Origin of the sequence: Niveispirillum cyanobacteriorum (genome assembly GCF_002868735.1) — a bacterium.
Classification (GTDB): Bacteria; Pseudomonadota; Alphaproteobacteria; order Azospirillales; family Azospirillaceae; genus Niveispirillum; species Niveispirillum cyanobacteriorum.
The window spans coordinates 1,519,695-1,534,852 of the sequence record NZ_CP025611.1 but is presented as its reverse complement, the minus strand read 5'-3'; the positions used below and the strand labels follow the sequence as shown (position 1 = coordinate 1,534,852).

Sequence of the window (15,158 nt, the reverse complement as noted above, 5' to 3'; positions counted from 1 at the left end):
CCATGCCGAACAGCACTTTTCGTTTCCGCGCCGAAGACGCGATCGCCCTCAACCTGATGGACCTTGCCAACATCATCGCGCATCAGTGCGAGGAGATGCTGAGCGAGGCTGGCCTGACGGCACCGCAATGGACGGTGCTGATGAATGTGGCTGGCGATGCCAATTTCCAGGATGGGGCCCGCACCCATGAGGGCATCTTCTCCTCCGAGATCGCCTCGGCCCGCGGCCTGTCCCGTCCGCACATCTCCGCCACCGTCACGGAACTGATTCGCAAGGGCCTTATCAGCCAGCAGGACGACCCGCAAGACCGTCGGCGCAAGCTGCTGCGCGTTACGCCGGAAGGGCTGGAGATGCTGCGCCGTCTGCAGCCCAAGCGTCAGGGCATCAATGACATGCTGCTGCGCGACCTGACGCCGGATCAGCGCCAGCGCATGCTGGACCTGCTGGTGACCGTCCGTCGCCGGGCACGCGGCATCGCCGACCAGGGCACCACCCCCTTGCGCATTGCCGGATGATCACCAGATGGGAGCTATGTCCGACTGTCGGGGCCGGGCTGGGTTGCATCAGCGCATGTTGCGGCGCAGCAGGACCTGCCTATTTATACATCGCAAGTGCGAACAAAAGCGGCGGAATCAGGATTACCTTCACCAAGGGCCTGACAATGCTGCCTCAAATTCGCCCTTTTCGGTCGGTCATAAGTAGCTCGCTTTCACTCTTTTGCGCGGGGTCGTCATGGCTTTGGATGTACATCCTCTGGTCGATGGTCTGTCGGTCTCGCCGCAGGTGACGGAGCAGGATATCCGCGACGCGCACGCCGCAGGTTTCCGCACCATCATCAATAACCGCCCGGACGGGGAGGAGCCCGGACAGCTCTCCTCCGCCCAGGCGGGGGCCTTGGCCCGTGAACTGGGTCTTACCTATATCTATCAGCCCGCCACCGGCCCGACGCTGGAGCTTGTGGCCCCTGATTTTGGGGCCGCGCTGGCAACGTCGCCCGGTCCCATACTTGCCCATTGCCGTTCCGGGACGCGCTGCACGATTCTGTGGGCGCTCGCAGAAGCGAAAGCCGGAGCGCGCGATGGCGCAACAATATTACGGACGGCGGCCGATGCCGGATATGATCTGTCTGCCTATGCGGGAACTATCGCCCGTTACACACAATCGCGGGCAGAATAGTGCCCACCCTATGCTTTAGGGCATTGTGTTGACCGCAACGCTGTGAGAGTGTCGCTTCCGGTTCGGCCCTGGTGCCGATTGGTGGAGGCGACACACGACATGATGCGCGGCTGGGCCCATGGGCTCCTCGCTCTTCTGTTCCTGGTCATGGTGGTCCTGGGCGGTATGCTGCCCCGGAACGTTAGCCCGTCTTCCGCCAATCTGCCCCTCCCGACGACCGCGAGTTTCCTGACCGGACAGGCGCTGCCTGCCAGCCCGACGCACGACCGTGGTGTTGAGGTGGCGGCTGCTTTCTCCCGTCCTGTCGGCCATGGCAAGCGTGAACGTGCTGCCGGTGGTGACCCTGTCCCGCTGCCCACCCTTCTCGTTGTTGCTATTGCCCTGTTCTACGCGCTGCCCCTGCGTGGCAGTGACGTGGCACGTGCCCTTCGCATCGGCTTGACGCCGGAAGGGCGCCATCGGGAGGCCGGGCGCTGCCCGACCGGCCCGCCGGCTTTCGCCGGATAAAGAGAAGACGGGTGGGCATCGCGCTTGGTCGTGCCTGATCCGTCCGGATACCCAACCCGAAACTGGCTTCGGCCCGGCTTCCCGGCAACGGGAAAAATGGCCAAAGTCCCTCGCCTCCGATGCTGTATCTCCGGCTGGCTGCTTTACCTTCCCTCGACCGGGTGGGTTGTGGTCTCACGGTGATGCGGCCCATGGCCCATACTGCGGGTCAAGATAAAAAACCGGGTTTTTAACCAAGTCCGGCGGATGTCTTGATCGTCGATGTGTGCTATGGCGGAAGCCCCATCCCCCTGTGGATCGAGTGACCGACCGATGTCCTACCTGTCGCAATCGTCTTATCGGCGGCAACAGCCGCAGAGTTCAGGGCGGTTGGTTGGCATCGCGGTGGTTATTCTCCTGCACGTCGGGGTGATTTACGCGCTGGCTACTGGCTTGGCTCAGAAGGTGGTCCATGTGATCGCCGATCCGATCAAGACAGAGATCATCGAGGAAATCGCACCGCCGCCGGAGGAAACGCCCCCGCCGCCCCCGCCGCCCAAGTTCGATACGCCCCCGCCGCCGTTCATTCCGCCGCCGGAGATTCAGATCGCCCAGCCGCCGCCCGCGGCAAACGCGATCCAGACGACGACGGCAGAACGTCCGCCGGTTGTTCAGCCGCCGGGCCGTCCAGCCCCGGCTGCTCCGCCGGCACCGCCGACGGGTGGCAAGATCGATGTGAAGAGCCTCGCGAAGAACCGGCCTGAGTATCCCGCTCAGTCGATCCGTCTGGAAGAAGCTGGCACGACTGTGATGCGTCTGTTCTGCAACGCGGACGGCCGTATCTCCGACGCCACGATCGAGAAGTCGAGCGGCTACGAACGTCTGGATAATGCCTGGATGAAGGAAGCCAAACGCGGCCGGTGGAAGTGCGATCCGCCGACTGTTAACGGCCAGCCCCAGGGTGCCTGGATTCCGAGCATGGTCCCGCTCACCTTCCGCCTTGAAGATGCGCGTTGATCCTCTCGCATCGACCGATAATCGAAACACGTAAGTCTGAAAGCAGAGCTACGATGAACAAGCTGTTCACCCTGGCAGGCGTCAGCCGCCTCGCCGCCGCCGCCGCCGTTGCCGTCACGATGTCGGCCCCGGTCTTCGCCCAGTCCACCACCCCGGCTGAGCCGGCTCCGGCCGCCACCGAGGCTCCGGCTGCTCCTGCCGCTGACACGGCGGCTGCTCCGGCTGCCGAAGCTGCCGCTCCGGCGGCGGAAGCTGCTCCCGAGGCGACCACGAACCCGTACGGTCTGAAGGCCATCATCGACCACGGCGATCTGGTTGCGAAGAGCACCCTGGTTCTGATGCTGATCATGTCTGCCGGCACCTGGTACATCTTCGTCACCAAGCTGATCGAACAGTCCAAGCTGATGTCGCAGGCCACCTTCGCTGAGAAGAACTTCTGGACGGCCTCTTCGGTCACCGAAGGCGCTTCCCGCCTGAAGGAAAATTCGGCTTTCCGCGGCGTCGTTGAAGACGGCCTGCGTGCGACCGAGCATCATGACGGCGCCCTGACCGACCATATCGACCTGCACGAGTGGGTGACGATGTCCCTGCAGCGTTCGGTTGATGCCGTGAACGCCCGTCTGCAGGGCGGTCTGTCCTTCCTGGCTTCGGTCGGCTCGACCTCGCCGTTTATCGGTCTGTTCGGTACGGTGTGGGGTATTCTGAACGCCCTGGTGGCCATCGGTCTGTCCGGTCAGGCGTCGATCGACAAGGTTGCCGGCCCCGTCGGTGAAGCACTGATCATGACCGCCATCGGTCTGGCCGTCGCCGTTCCCGCCGTGCTGGCCTACAATTGGCTGACCCGTCGTAACAAGTTGGTCATGGACCGTCTGCGTAACTTCTCCGCCGATCTGCATGCCCTGCTGATCGCCGGCCAGAAGGCCAAGTCCGGCCGGAGCGCCTAACCATGGGGATGAGCGTCGGCCCCGCCAATAGTGGCGAAGACTCAGTGGTGTCGGAAATCAATACGACGCCGCTGGTGGACGTGATGCTCGTTCTGCTGATCATCTTCCTGCTGACCATTCCTGCTGCCATCCAGACCATCCCCGTGAAGCTCCCTGAGGAGTCGAACGTGGTAACTGTGACCAAGCCGGAAAACGTGACGATCGGTGTCGATCCGGACGGCAACATTTATTGGAATGCTGCCCAGTTGCCGGATTACAACGCGCTGTTCGAGCGGATGAAGGAAGTGGCGGTGCTGGTCCCGCAGCCTGAGATCCACATCCGTGGTGACAAGGAAGGGCGGTACGAGTTCGTTGGCAAGGTCGTCGTGACCTGCCAGCGGGCTGGCATCCTCAAGATCGGCTTTATCACCGAGCCTCCTGCCGGGGCGCTGAACGTCAAGCGTTGACGCTCAGCCTTCCCCCCGTCGGGAAAGAAGGATAGGAGGCCCCCATGGGCATGAGTGTTGGACCAGGTCCCGAGGATGGGTCCGTCACGCCGGAAATGAACACCACGCCGCTGATCGACGTGATGCTGGTGTTGCTGGTGATGCTCATCATCACCATTCCGGTGCAGACCCACGCGGTGAAGCTGGATATGCCGGCGGGTCCCCCCCCGCCGCAGACGAATGTGGTCGAACCTGAGGTCATCACCATCGAAGTCGACTTCGATGGCACCGTGATCTGGAACGGCACCGTTCTGAACAGCCGTGAGGAAATGGAGCAGCAGATGCAGCTCAAGGCCGCGCAGCAGCCGCAGCCCGAAGTGCACCTGCGTCCGAACAAGCTGGTGAAGTACAAGTACGTGGCGGCAGTTCTGGCATCCGCGCAGCGGCTCGGCCTGAACAAGATCGGCATGGTTGGTAACGAACAGTTCATGGACTGATCGGTACCAGATGATAGGGGAAAGGCGGACCTTCACAGGTCCGCCTTAAACCTGCCTACTTGACCTGATTGCATGGACATGCGGCCAGATGGCTGGTCGTAAGACAACCCGTCGAACAGGACCCATCGCGAAGAGACACGCGATCCTGTGCGACCGATACCGAGATAGAGACAATGATCCGCACTCGTCTTTTTACCGCCGCCCTGCTGGGTTCGGCCCTGGCCTTTGGCTCCTTCGCCGCCGTGATGGCACCGTCCGAGGCCTTTGCGCAGAAGGCTGGCGGTGAGAAGAAGGAGAAGGCCCCGGCCGGTGATACCGTCCGCAAGGAAGTGGGCGAGCCGCTGACGGCTGCTCAGGAGCTGATGAAGGGCAAAAAATTCAAGGAAGCCCTGGCCAAGATCAAAGAAGCCGACGCGGTCGCCGACAAGACCCCGTTCGAAGACTTCATGGTCGAGCAGATGCGCGCCATCGCCGCCTATCAGGCTGGCGAATTGGATACGGCTGAAAAGTCGTTTGAAGCCGTCTTCGCCACGGGCCGGTTCCCCGCCGCCCAGCAGCTGACCTTCACGCAGGCACTGGCGCAGGCTTATTACCAGCAGCGCAACTACACCAAGGCGATCACCTGGACCCAGAAGTATTTCACGGGTGGTGGCAACGACGCCAACATGCGTACCCTGCTGTTGCAGTCCTACTACCTGGGCAAGGATTATCCGAACGCCATCAAGGAAGTCAGCGCCAAGATTTCTGCGGTTGAGAAGGCCGGTGGCACGCCGGATGAAAAGGACCTGCAGCTGCTGGCCGCCGCCAACAATGAGAGCAAGAACGAAGCCGGATACATGGGCGCGCTGGAGAAGCTGGTGCGCTATTATCCCAAGCGCGACTACTGGCTGGACCTGCTGCTGCGCACGCAGCGCAAGCCGGGTTTCGCCCGTGACCGCCTGGCGCTGGACAGTTATCGCCTGATGAACAAGATCGGTCTGCTGGATACTGCCGGCGACGTCATGGAAATGGCGCAGCTGTCGTTGCAGGCTGGCAACCCCGGTGAGGCCCAGGCCATCATCGACAAGGGCTATGCCGCCGGTCTGCTGGGCAAGGGTCCGGAAGCCGAACGCCAGAAGCGTCTGAAGGACGTGGCCACCAAGCAGGTTGCCGACGACAAGAAGGCTCTGGCCCAGACTGAAACCGAAGCCTTGGCCGGTGCCAATGCCGGTCCGATCCTGCGCGTCGCCGAGGCCTATGCCGGCTATGGTCAGTTCGACAAGGCCATCACCCTGGCGGAGGCTGCTATCGCCAAGGGCAATCTGAAGAACCCCGACGATGCCCGTCTGCGTCTGGTGACCTACTATCTGGACGCCGGTCAGAAGGCCAAGGCCGAAGCGACCGCCAAGGCCATCAAGGCCACGGACGGTCCGGCCGAGATGGCCCGTCTGTACCTGCTGAACGCCGCCAAGGCGAAGTAAGCCCGAGGGGGCGGCCGTTTTCGGCCGCCCTTTTCGCATGACTCCCTGTCATCCGCGCGGAAGACACGCTGTTTTCCACGTCCCCCGGTGACATTGCCGCCGGGAATCCCTGGACGCACCATGTCGGATATGGAACCCACTTTCCGCCCCCGGCTGCAATATCCCGAACGCGCTCTGCGTCTTCGGCGCGAAGGCCGTGTCGTTGTCGAGTTTCGGATCGGCAATGACGGCGCGCCGCAGGATGTGCGTGTCGTGGAGGCCGTGCCGCCGGGCCTGTTCGAACAGTCGGCGCTGCGTTATGCCGCTGGTCTGCGCTATCATCCCGATGAAGGTCGCCCGCCGCATCCTGCTGAAGCCATGCGCCGCGAGCGCGAGCGCCAGAGGCTGGAAGTGCGGTTCGAGATGCGTGGACAGGCCTGATCCACAATCTGTCGCGGATATATCTTTCAAACCGGCCGCGGATTTCCTATCTGTAAGGCGTCGCATTGAAGCGGGCCGTCAAACTGGAGAATTTCCATGGGCGCCATGAGCCTCTGGCACTGGATTATCGTTCTTGTCGTCGTGCTGCTGGTTTTTGGCGCGGGCAAGCTTCCGAACGTCATGGGTGACATGGCCAAGGGCGTGAAGGCCTTCAAGAAGGGCCTGAAGGAAGGCGAGGAGGAGGCAGCCGCCGATCCCAAGCTGACCGAGAATAAGCCGGGTGAGAACGCGCCCCGCTGATCCATCGCTGTTGCGATTGGATATGGGTAAGGCCGGCCCCGCCCGTCGCGGGGACCGGCCTTTGTTTTTGCGGGCCCCGAAGCCTGGGTGCTACTCTCTGGCGCCAATGCCGGCTTCATGCACGGGGAGGGGCGATTGGGCGACGGTGTGGATGTGGAACGGCCGGGCTACGGGATGCCGGCCCCGTTTGCGGGTATCCATGATCTTCCCCGCCTGCTGGAACGGCTGCACCGTCGGTTCCTGGACGTGGTCCGGATCGAGCTGGAGCGGCTCCAGAGCGCGCATGTGACGCCGGTGCAGGGGCTCATGCTGCTGACCATCGGCGACAGCAGCCCGACCGTGCAGGAACTGATCGAACGGGGCCATTATCTGGGCGCTGCGGCGGCGAGCAATCTGCGCGCACTGGTGCAGGCCGGCCTGGTGCAGGGGCCGGGGGCGCAGGATGACCGCAGGTCGGCGCGGCTGTGCCTGACCGATGCCGGTATGGCGCTGTGCGGTGAGTTGCGGCGGGTGGAGGCGGGCCATGTCCTGGCCCTGGCCCGTGACGGGGAGGGGCAGGCCGACCTGATGGCCGCCTACCGCCTTCTCAATCGGCTGGAACAATCCTGGGCGGATGTGATCCGTGCTGATGCGATCGATGTCGGGCCGGCGCTGCCTGGAGGGGAGGTCTAGGATGAACCAAGATAAGCCGGCAGCGCTGACCCCCGCCGATGTTGATCAATTGGCGCAGGACCGATCCCCCGAAGCCCGTATCCAGATGCTGTCCAAGCTGCTGCGCACGGCGGAGCAGGCGGTCCTTGCCGAGTCCGGTCAGGCGCTGGTGCAGGATCTCCTGCACCGTCTGGCCCATGACACGGTACAGCAGGTGCGCGAGGCGGTGGCGTGGCAGATCTATAACAGCCCGTTTCTATCCGACGGTTTGGCCCGTGATCTGGCACTGGACGTCACCTCCGTCGCCTTTCCTTTGCTGCGACATAGCGATGGGTTGGAGGATGGTCTGCTGCTGGAGGTGATCGGGCAGGGGCGGGCCGATAAGCTGATGGCCATCGCCGCCCGTCACACCCTGTCAGAGGCGGTGTCGGGTGCCCTGGCGACGGTTGGTAATCTGGCCGTGGTTGCCACCCTGGCTGGGAATGAGGGGGCAGCGCTGTCTGATGCCTCCCTGCAATCCCTTGCTGACCGCTACGCCCATGTGCCGCTGGTGGCGGAACCGCTGGCCGGGCGCGCAACGCTGCCCGCCAGCGTGGTGGAGCGGCTGGTGGCGCATGTGTCGGACAAGGTGCGGGCCCATCTGGTGGAACGTCACCGTCTGTCGCCCGTCATTGCCGCCGAACTGGCGGCGCATGGAAGGGACTCCGCGACCCTGGCCCTGTTGCGGCCCGTCACCAAGCCCGGCATGGATGGCGATGCCCTGGCCGTGCATCTGCATGAACAGGGGCGGCTCAGCGTGGCGCTGCTGCTACGCACGCTATGCGCCGGGGATTTCGATTTCTTCGCGGCCGGGATCTCCACGAAGTCGCGGGTGCGCAAGGCCAATGCCATGGCCCTGCTGCTGGACGGCAAATGGGATGGGATGAAGGCCCTGCTGGACCATGCCCATGTCCCCAAACACCTTTTCGCGCCCTTCCAGGTGGCGATGCGGGTGGCCAAGACGCTTGGCTATCGTGGTGGTGCGGAGGGGCGCGAAGCGTTCCAGACCGAAGCCCTGGGTCGCATCTATGCGGAATGTGGGCAGTCGGAAGAGCGGGCCATGGATAACCTGCTGCTCCAACTGTTCGATCGTAAAGACGATGACATGGTGGATGCTGCAATGGATGTCGCGGGCATGCCGTTCATCCCGCTGCGGGGGGCCGTGCCGAAGAAGTGAGGAGATGGTGTCCGGTGAACCTTAAAATGCCCGGATCTGCATCTGGATCGGGCCTTCGGCGCGGCCATGGATGAACTGATCGACGTAAGCGTTGCCACTATTGTCGATCTCCGACACCGGGCCCACCCAGATCAGCTTGCCCTTGTACAGCATCGCGATACGGTCGGCGATCTTGCGGGCGCTGGCCATGTCATGGGTGATGGACAGCGCGGTGGCGCCCAAATCCTTAACGCATTTCACGATCAGGTCGTTAATGACGTCAGCCATGATCGGGTCCAAGCCCGTCGTCGGCTCGTCGAAGAAAATGATCTCCGGGTTGGTGCAGATGGCGCGGGCCAGACCCACGCGTTTCTGCATGCCGCCCGACAGTTCCGAGGGGGACAGGTTGGCGACATCAGGGCCAAGGCCGACAGCCCCCAGGGTGGCAACGGCGCGTTCCCGCGCTTCCTTCCGGCCCACGCGCTGCCCTTGCATCAGGCCAAACGCCACGTTCTCCCAGACGGGCAGGCTGTCGAACAGGGCCGCACCTTGGAACAGCATGCCGAACTTGGCCATGGCGCGTTCCCGGTCGCGGCCCGTGATGTGGGTCGTATCCTCGCCATCGATCCGGATGGTGCCAGCGTCGGGCTGAAGGATGCCCAGTATGCTTTTCAGCAGCACCGATTTGCCGGTGCCCGACCCGCCGATGATCACCACGCTTTCGCCGCGCTGGATATCCAGGTCGACGCCGTCCAGCACCACCTTGGGCCCGAACGCCTTCTTCACACCTTTCAGCGAGATTTTCGGCACATCCATATCCTGCGTCAGTTCCAAGGGTGCCATCGTCATGAGAAGAAGATCCCCGTCAGCAGATAGTTCAGGACCAGGATAAGGATGGAGGCGGACACCACGGCATTGGTGGTGGCCGCCCCCACGCCCTGCGCACCGCCTCGCGAGTTATAGCCGTGGTAGCAGCCCATCAGCGAGATGACGAAGCCGAACGCCGCCGCCTTCACCAGACCGGACACCACGTCCATGAATTCCAGATATTGCCAGCTATTGTTGATATAGCTCGACGCGTTGAAGCCCAGCCGGTACACGGCCACCAGATAGCCGCCGAACACGCCGATGATGTCGGCTACCAGCACCAGGATGGGCAACATGGTGGTGCCGGCGATCAGCCGGGGCACCACCAGATACTTATAGGGGTTGGTGGAGAGTGTGGTCAGCGCGTCCACCTGCTCCGTCACCCGCATGGTGCCCAGTTCTGCCGCCATAGCAGCGCCAATGCGCCCGGCCACCATCAGGCCGGCCAGAACCGGCCCCAGTTCGCGCGTGATCGACAGCACCACGACGGTGGCGATGGCGCTTTCGGCCGAGAAGCGGGAGAAGCCGGAATAGCTTTGCAGCGCCAGCACCATGCCCGTGAACACGGCGGTCAGGCCGACGACGGGCAGGCTGTAATAGCCGATCTCCACCATCTGCCGACCTATATGCCGGAAATAGAAGGGCGGGCGCAGGCAATGGGCCAAGGCCGTGAGGGTGAACAGGGCCAGCCGCCCCGTCGCCTCCAGGAAGGTCAGGGTGGCACGGCCGATCGCGCTGAGGAAATTCATGTACCTGGCCTTCTGCTTGGGAGCGGAACCCGCCCCATCGCTAGACAATGGGGTGTCGTCTGTCAATGTCGAGGGGCAGCGGGCACATGTCCATATTGCGCCGCACCCAAGCCAGTCCCGCATGGAGCCTTTGCATTTCTTTCTCTATCAAGGTTCTTGCCGCGTCGGTGATTTCGCCTTAAAACCGAAACATGAAATGAGCTGTCGGTGTTCCCATAGGTGCATCGTGGCTTGAAACCTTTTGCGGATGGACGGTCCCCCCGTGATGGCGGCAGACCAGATGACGGAACAGCAGAACAGCACGGGCCTTGCCGCCCGCGCCGTTGGCCTGTCCGCATGTTCCATCCGCCGCGGCCGCGTCGTCCTGGCCGCCACCCTACGACTAATCACCCCCTGAGCGCCCGATGTCGTGCCGCCTTCGCCGCGGTACGGCCCGCGATCAGGGGAGGAAGCGCCGGACCGGCGCCGCAGATGCCACATATTTCATCGATCAAAATCGGTGCGGTGTCCCTGACAGGACCGCACCCGACGTGCCGCAAGGGACCAGGACATGAGCATCACCCGCGACAGCAACCGCGTCATCATTTTTGACACCACCCTGCGCGATGGCGAGCAGGCGCCCGGCTGTTCCATGAACCTGGATGAGAAGCTGCGCATCGCCACAGTGCTGGAGGAAATGGGCGTCGATGTGATCGAAGCCGGCTTCCCCATCGCGTCGAACGGTGACTTTGAGGCCGTTCGCGAAGTGGCCCGCACCGTCAAGAATGCCACCATCGCAGCCTTGGCCCGCACGGCCCGCGCCGATATCGACCGCGCGGCAGAGGCGTTGCAGTTGGCGCAGCGCAAGCGCATCCATACCTTCATCTCCACCAGCCCCGTCCACATGAATTACATGTTGAAGATGACGGAAGAGGAGGTGTTGCAGCGCACCATCGATTATGTCGGCTATGCCCGTAACCTGACCGACGATGTGGAATGGTCGGCCCAGGATGGTTCGCGCTCCGACCGCGATTTCCTGTGCCGCACGGTGGAGGCGGCCATCAAGGCCGGTGCCACCACCATCAATATCCCCGATACGGTCGGCTATGCCCTGCCCGAAGAATATGCCGCCATGTTCAAGGACGTGATGACCCGCGTCCCTAATTCCGACAAGGCCATCTTCTCCGTCCATTGCCATAATGACCTGGGCCTGGCCGTCGCCAACTCCCTGGCGGGTATCGGTGTCGGTGTGCGTCAGGTGGAATGCACCATCAACGGCTTGGGCGAGCGCGCAGGCAATGCCTCGCTGGAAGAGATCGTGATGGCGCTGCGCACGCGCCACGATCTGATCGGCTGCACCACGGGTATCAAGACCGAACATATCACCCGCATTTCCCGTCTGGTTTCCACGATCACCGGTTTCCAGGTGCAGCCCAACAAGGCCATCGTGGGGGCGAATGCCTTCGCCCATGAAAGCGGCATCCATCAAGACGGCATGCTGAAGCATGCCGAAACCTATGAGATCATGACCCCGGAATCAGTCGGCCTCAACCGGTCCTCCTTGGTCATGGGCAAGCATTCGGGCCGCGCTGCCTTCCGCGCCAAGTTGAAGGAACTGGGCTATGACGATCTGGGTGAGAATGCGGTGAATGACGCGTTCGGCCGCTTCAAGGATCTGGCCGACCGCAAGAAGGACATCTACGACGAAGACATCATCGCCATCATGGATGATGAGGTTGGCCGTCAGCATGACCGCGTGCGTTTCCACGCCCTGCATGTCGTTGCCGGCTCGCGCGGGCCGCAGCATGCCGTGCTGGAACTGGAGATTGATGGCAAGACCATCCCGCCCGTTGTGGCCTTCGGCAATGGTCCCGTCGATGCCGTCTTCAACGCGCTGAAGCTGGCCTTCCCGCATGAAGCAAAGCTGCAGCTCTACCAGGTCCATGCCGTGACCCAGGGTACCGACGCCCAGGCCGAGGTGACCGTGCGACTGGAAGAGGAAGGCAAGACCGTGAATGGTCAGGGGGCCGATGCCGATACGCTGGTCGCCAGCGCGCGCGCTTATGTCCATGCGCTGAACAAGCTGATCACCAAGCGGCTGAAGACGGCACCGGTGGCTTTGTCTGCGTAAGCAACGCCACGCGACTCCGATTCCGAGACTTGAGTCAAACCCCCGCCGGAGACCCCTCCGGCGGGGGTTTTTGCCTTGTTTTCGCCATGATGTTTGAGGGTCGCGTGCCCCGAAAGGGTGTGACAGGTGTCACACATGCCCTTCATGTGGCACTGCGAAGGGAACGGGGCGTGGAAATTCCGTTTCCACGGCTTTCAAGGCTTGAGGGCGCTGGCCCAAATGGTCTATGCAACAAGCGCGACCCGGCATATCCGGGGCCCGGTCGCACCAAGGCGGCAGAATCCGGACATCAGAGATACGCTTCACCCATGTTTTCAAACCTGCTCGGTATGTTCTCCGCCGACATGGCGATCGACCTTGGTACGGCGAACACGCTCGTCTACGTGAAGGGTCGCGGCATCGTCCTCAATGAACCGTCGGTGGTCGCCATCCGCGACCTGCGGGGCAAGAAGCAGGTCTTGGCCGTGGGTGACGAGGCCAAGCTGATGCTGGGCCGTACGCCCGGCAACATCCAGGCTATCCGCCCGCTTCGCGACGGCGTCATCGCCGATTTCGAAGTTGCGGAAGAAATGATCAAGCATTTCATCCGCAAGGTTCACAACCGCCGCAGCTTTGCCAGCCCGGAAATCGTGATCTGCGTTCCGTCGGGTTCAACCGCCGTTGAACGCCGCGCGATCCAGGAAAGTGCCGAGGCCGCGGGCGCGCGCCGCGTTTCCTTGATCGAGGAACCGATGGCTGCCGCCATCGGCGCCGGCCTGCCTGTGACGGAGCCGACGGGCAGCATGGTCGTCGACATCGGCGGCGGTACCACGGAAGTGGCCGTCCTGTCGCTGAACGGCACTGTCCATGCCCGTTCCGCCCGCGTGGGTGGTGACAAGATGGATGAGGCCATCATCGGCTATATCCGCCGTCACCATAACCTGCTGGTGGGTGAAGGTTCTGCCGAGCGCATCAAGAAGGAAATCGGTTCCGCCTGCCCGCCGGAAGATGGCGAAGGCCGGGTCATGGAGATCAAGGGCCGCGACCTGATGAACGGCGTGCCCAAGGAACTGGTCATGAGCGAGCGGCAGATTGCCGAAAGCCTGGCCGAACCGGTCAGCCAAATCATTGAGGCCGTGAAGGTCGCCCTGGAACATACGGCACCGGAACTGGCCGCCGACATCGTGGATAAGGGTATCGTCCTGACGGGTGGCGGCGCGCTGCTGGCCAATCTGGATTATGTCCTACGCCATGCTACCGGCCTGCCGGTTTCCATCGCCGATGATCCGCTGTCCTGCGTGGCGCTGGGCTCTGGCCGTGCGTTGGAAGAGGAAAGCCTGCGCAACGTGCTGATTCGCATGTATTGACCGGTTCGCTATAGCGAACCGATATTTACACCGTCGCGTTGAAGCGTTACTTTCACAAGGCACTGTAAGCCACCGATTTCGGTGGCTTACCCGATCACGGGACACCACCCCCCGGTGAAGACACGCAATAGCGGATCCGTCGTGCGCATCGCGGCCCCCCTTTGGGGGATGGTGCAGCGATTCTATTTTCCGCTGCTGATCCTGGCCGCCGCCGCCCTGATGATGATCGGGCATGTTAATGGTGGTGCGGTGGAACAGGCGCGTACCCGCGTCACTGATGCTGTTTCCCCGGTTTTGAACGTCATGTCGCGTCCGGCCGCCAGCGTGGCCGATGGGCTGGAGTATTTCCGGCAACTGGTCGACCTGCATGACGAGAATGCCCGTCTGCGGGAGGAAAACAGCCGTCTGCGGCAGTGGGAACAGGCGGCCCTGCGTCTGGACGCGGAAAACCGCTCCCTGCGCTCGCTCCTTTCCTTCAAGCCGGACCCGGCGGCCCGTGTGGTCACGGGGCGTGTCGTCGGCGATCCCGGCGGCGCCTTTGTGCGGACGGTCGTTGTCACCATCGGCGAACGCGACGGTGTGGCGCGGGGTCAGGCCGTGATGTCGGGACAGGGGCTGGTTGGCCGTATCGTGCAGGTGGGCGACTGGTCGTCGCGCGTGCTGCTGATCACCGATCTGAATGCCCGCATTCCCGTCGTGCTGGAAAGCAGCCGTCAGCGGGCTATGCTGGCCGGCGACAATTCCGACCATCCGCTTCTGACCTACCTGCCGCCCAACAGCGAGGTTACGCCGGGTGAGCGGGTGTTCACATCGGGCCATGGCGGCCTTTTCCCGCCGGGTCTGCCCGTCGGCATTGTTGAAATTGGGGCCGGCGGCAAGCCCCGGGTCGTGCCCATGGCCGACCTGTCGCGTCTGGAGCATGTGCAGGTGGTCGATTTCGGCACCGTTGGCGGCGTGGCCGCCGAAGCGACGCAGCCCGGCGCGATGAAGTAAGGGGCACGGCCTTGGCCGGCGGATTGTTTAACCAACTCGATCAGACGGCACGCAACCTTGTGCCCTTCACCGTCACTGTCCTGGCCATGCTGGTTGGGATGGTGCCTCTGCCGTTGCCCGGCTATGCCATGGTGACGGTGCCGTTCATGCTGATGTGTCTGTTCTACTGGGTTATCCACCGGCCCGACCTGCTGCGCCCGCTGGTGGTGTTCGCCATTGGCCTGTTGCAGGACCTGATCGGCGGTACGCCCATTGGATCGACCTCCATGGTGCTGATCATGGCCTATTGGCTGCTGATCACCCAGCGCCGCTTCTTCCTGGGCCGTTCCTTCGTGATGCTGTGGATCGGTTTTGCATTGGTGGCGACGGGGGCGGCAGCGGTACAATGGTCGGTGTTCGCCCTGATGACGGCCAGCCTTCTGGATGCGCGGCCCGTGCTGGTGCAGGCCCTGATGGGCGTGGCATTGTTCCCGTTGATGGCCTGGCTGCTGCAAAGGCTGCACCGCGCCTATTTGAGCTGAG

The 15,158-nt window shown here is 63.1% G+C and carries 19 protein-coding genes; 17 read left to right on the top strand and 2 right to left on the bottom strand.

Annotation, left to right across the window (positions count from 1 at the left end):
- The first annotated feature begins 2 nt into the window (after nucleotides 1-2).
- The 12 genes from C0V82_RS06925 (at nucleotide 3) to C0V82_RS06870 (ending at nucleotide 8,592) form a co-directional block, all read left to right on the top strand.
- Nucleotides 3-515 (top strand): MarR family winged helix-turn-helix transcriptional regulator, encoded by a 513-nt coding sequence (locus C0V82_RS06925; RefSeq protein ID WP_158659779.1) that lies wholly within the window; start codon nucleotides 3-5, stop codon nucleotides 513-515.
- A gap of 217 nt (nucleotides 516-732) precedes the next feature.
- Entirely contained in the window at nucleotides 733-1,176 is a 444-nt protein-coding gene (locus tag C0V82_RS06920; protein WP_102113297.1) for a protein tyrosine phosphatase family protein, read from the top strand.
- 99 nt (nucleotides 1,177-1,275) lie between these two features.
- Nucleotides 1,276-1,683, top strand: coding sequence for a hypothetical protein (locus C0V82_RS06915; RefSeq protein WP_102111692.1), 408 nt, complete (start codon nucleotides 1,276-1,278; stop codon nucleotides 1,681-1,683).
- A 312-nt stretch (nucleotides 1,684-1,995) separates the two neighbouring features.
- Complete coding sequence (locus C0V82_RS27760) at nucleotides 1,996-2,679, top strand: energy transducer TonB (protein WP_102111691.1); 684 nt, start codon at nucleotides 1,996-1,998, stop codon at nucleotides 2,677-2,679.
- Nucleotides 2,680-2,732: 53 nt separating this feature from the next.
- Nucleotides 2,733-3,623: a MotA/TolQ/ExbB proton channel family protein gene (locus C0V82_RS06905; RefSeq protein ID WP_102111690.1), complete on the top strand. Its 891-nt coding sequence runs from the start codon at nucleotides 2,733-2,735 to the stop codon at nucleotides 3,621-3,623.
- A 2-nt stretch (nucleotides 3,624-3,625) separates the two neighbouring features.
- Nucleotides 3,626-4,069 (top strand): ExbD/TolR family protein, encoded by a 444-nt coding sequence (locus C0V82_RS06900; RefSeq protein WP_054167047.1) that lies wholly within the window; start codon nucleotides 3,626-3,628, stop codon nucleotides 4,067-4,069.
- A gap of 44 nt (nucleotides 4,070-4,113) precedes the next feature.
- On the top strand, nucleotides 4,114-4,545 hold the full coding sequence (locus tag C0V82_RS06895) for an ExbD/TolR family protein (RefSeq protein ID WP_188595066.1): 432 nt from the start codon (nucleotides 4,114-4,116) through the stop codon (nucleotides 4,543-4,545).
- 173 nt (nucleotides 4,546-4,718) lie between these two features.
- Nucleotides 4,719-6,005 (top strand): tetratricopeptide repeat protein, encoded by a 1,287-nt coding sequence (locus tag C0V82_RS06890; protein ID WP_102111689.1) that lies wholly within the window; start codon nucleotides 4,719-4,721, stop codon nucleotides 6,003-6,005.
- Nucleotides 6,006-6,125: 120 nt separating this feature from the next.
- Nucleotides 6,126-6,425 (top strand): energy transducer TonB, encoded by a 300-nt coding sequence (locus tag C0V82_RS06885; protein ID WP_102111688.1) that lies wholly within the window; start codon nucleotides 6,126-6,128, stop codon nucleotides 6,423-6,425.
- A gap of 96 nt (nucleotides 6,426-6,521) precedes the next feature.
- Nucleotides 6,522-6,725, top strand: a complete 204-nt coding sequence (locus C0V82_RS06880; RefSeq protein ID WP_054167050.1) for a twin-arginine translocase TatA/TatE family subunit — start codon at nucleotides 6,522-6,524, stop codon at nucleotides 6,723-6,725.
- A gap of 87 nt (nucleotides 6,726-6,812) precedes the next feature.
- Nucleotides 6,813-7,397 (top strand): MarR family winged helix-turn-helix transcriptional regulator, encoded by a 585-nt coding sequence (locus C0V82_RS06875; RefSeq protein ID WP_158659778.1) that lies wholly within the window; start codon nucleotides 6,813-6,815, stop codon nucleotides 7,395-7,397.
- A gap of 1 nt (nucleotide 7,398) precedes the next feature.
- A complete protein-coding gene (locus C0V82_RS06870) occupies nucleotides 7,399-8,592 on the top strand; it encodes a DUF2336 domain-containing protein (protein WP_158659777.1) in 1,194 nt (397 codons plus the stop codon).
- Nucleotides 8,593-8,613: 21 nt separating this feature from the next.
- Here C0V82_RS06870 and C0V82_RS06865 read toward each other — a convergent pair whose 3' ends face one another.
- A complete protein-coding gene (locus C0V82_RS06865; RefSeq protein ID WP_245924192.1) occupies nucleotides 8,614-9,420 on the bottom strand; it encodes an ABC transporter ATP-binding protein in 807 nt (268 codons plus the stop codon).
- Nucleotides 9,417-10,187, bottom strand: coding sequence for an MlaE family ABC transporter permease (locus tag C0V82_RS06860; protein ID WP_102111685.1), 771 nt, complete (start codon nucleotides 10,185-10,187; stop codon nucleotides 9,417-9,419). Before C0V82_RS06860 ends, C0V82_RS06865 begins: the two co-directional genes overlap by 4 nt.
- Nucleotides 10,188-10,434: 247 nt before the next feature.
- Between C0V82_RS06860 and C0V82_RS26800 the strand changes: the two genes are divergently transcribed.
- The 5 genes from C0V82_RS26800 to mreD all read left to right on the top strand — a co-directional run bounded on the left by C0V82_RS26800 (nucleotide 10,435) and on the right by mreD (nucleotide 15,157).
- Nucleotides 10,435-10,584, top strand: a complete 150-nt coding sequence (locus C0V82_RS26800) for a hypothetical protein (protein ID WP_158659776.1) — start codon at nucleotides 10,435-10,437, stop codon at nucleotides 10,582-10,584.
- Nucleotides 10,585-10,737: 153 nt separating this feature from the next.
- Nucleotides 10,738-12,297: a 2-isopropylmalate synthase gene (locus C0V82_RS06855; protein WP_102111684.1), complete on the top strand. Its 1,560-nt coding sequence runs from the start codon at nucleotides 10,738-10,740 to the stop codon at nucleotides 12,295-12,297.
- Nucleotides 12,298-12,605: 308 nt separating this feature from the next.
- Nucleotides 12,606-13,643 (top strand): rod shape-determining protein, encoded by a 1,038-nt coding sequence (locus C0V82_RS06850; protein ID WP_054167055.1) that lies wholly within the window; start codon nucleotides 12,606-12,608, stop codon nucleotides 13,641-13,643.
- Nucleotides 13,644-13,757: 114 nt separating this feature from the next.
- Nucleotides 13,758-14,636: a rod shape-determining protein MreC gene (gene mreC, locus C0V82_RS06845; protein WP_102111683.1), complete on the top strand. Its 879-nt coding sequence runs from the start codon at nucleotides 13,758-13,760 to the stop codon at nucleotides 14,634-14,636.
- A gap of 11 nt (nucleotides 14,637-14,647) precedes the next feature.
- On the top strand, nucleotides 14,648-15,157 hold the full coding sequence (mreD, locus tag C0V82_RS06840; RefSeq protein ID WP_054167057.1) for a rod shape-determining protein MreD: 510 nt from the start codon (nucleotides 14,648-14,650) through the stop codon (nucleotides 15,155-15,157).
- The last annotated feature ends 1 nt before the right edge of the window (nucleotide 15,158 follow it).